The organism is Achromobacter sp. GbtcB20, from assembly GCF_019091095.1.
In the GTDB taxonomy this organism is placed as follows: Bacteria; Pseudomonadota; Gammaproteobacteria; order Burkholderiales; family Burkholderiaceae_B; genus Achromobacter; species Achromobacter mucicolens.
Map to the genome: position 1 here is coordinate 1 of NZ_JAGXJZ010000066.1, position 1358 is coordinate 1358.

Sequence of the window (1358 nt, forward strand, 5' to 3'; positions counted from 1 at the left end):
AAAAATCTATGGTCAGCCCGATTTTTGCAAGCGGGTTTGTGTTGGCGTAAATTGGGCTTTGCTCAAATCTATTCGGAGTCGTTTGGGGACAGGTCCCCCGCTCCATGATGAGAGTCGCGCCCGGCAAACCTCAAAAGGGCCTCAGCATCCAGGTGCTGAATTTTTTACCAGGTTTCTTGCCAGGCCGTTGAGCCGTTTATGTCTTCACGTACTCGCGTCGCAAAACCAGGAAGTGACTGCGTAAAACGGTGATGAATGTCAGGTTGCGCTAACAGCCTGCTCACTTCGGTAGTTCGTTCCATTGGCGAGGATGGCCCAGGCTATCCTCGCCAATTTATTGGCCAGCGCGCAGGCCACCACGTTCGAGTGGCGTCGTGCCAGCAGCTCGCGTACCCAGACGCCCAGCCGATCCGTGCGCCGCTCTACGCGTTGCATGATCGCTCGTGCGCCCTGCACCAACAGCCGCCTGAGATTCTTGTCGCCACGCTTGCTGATTCCCAGCAGCTTAGGCGTACCGCCAGTGCTGTATTGGCGTGGCACCAGACCCACAGAGGCGGCGAACTGGCGGGCCGAACCGAATTGCTGCGCATCGCCCAATTCTGTCATCAGCACGCTCGCGGTGATCGGCCCGATGCCGGGGATCTCCAGAAGCCGCTGGCTGCGTTCATCCTCGCGCAGTTGCTGGCACAAATCGCGTTCGATTTCGCCGATCTGCTCGTCCAAATACTTGAAGTGCGCCTGCAGCCGTTCAAGCAATGCCGCCAGTCGGGGCGGCAGCTCATGCTCGGCCAACACCGCTGGCAGGCGCCGCAGGATCGCCTGGCCGCGCGGCAGGCTGATGCCGAACTCCAGCAAAAAGGCGTGGACTTGGTTGATCACGCCGGTGCGCTCGCGCACCAGCGACTCTCGGACGCGGTGCAGCGCCGAGACGGTCTGCTGAGCCTCGTTGCGCACGCACACGAACCGCATGCTCGGGCGCGAGGCGGCTTCGCAGATCGCCTGCGCATCGGCAAAGTCGTTCTTGTTGCCCTGCACGAAAGGGCGCACGAACTGTGGGGAGATCAGCTTGGGTTGGTGGCCTAGCGCCTGGATGCGGCGCGCCATCCAATGGGCTCCTGCGCAGGCCTCCATCACCACCGTGCTGCACGGGCTATTACCCAGCAACGTGAACACTTGCTGGCGAGAGCACTTCTTGCGAAACACCATCCTGCCGGCAGAATCCTGCCCGTGCAGATGGAAGCTATGCTTACCCAGATCGATGCCAATCAGCGTGACGGTGCTCATGAGAGGTCTCCCAGAAAGAACAATCCCCACTCAGCGTACCGCTTCGTGGGGATCGGGCTGACCATCTCATTAGG

General features: G+C 60.6%; 1 protein-coding gene. It reads right to left on the reverse strand.

Annotated elements, in window-relative coordinates; genetic code table 11:
* Positions 1 to 258 precede the first annotated feature (258 nt).
* On the reverse strand, positions 259 to 1284 hold the full coding sequence (locus tag KVT32_RS27760; protein WP_142049788.1) for an IS110 family transposase: 1026 nt from the start codon (positions 1282 to 1284) through the stop codon (positions 259 to 261).
* Positions 1285 to 1358: the final 74 nt, after the last annotated feature.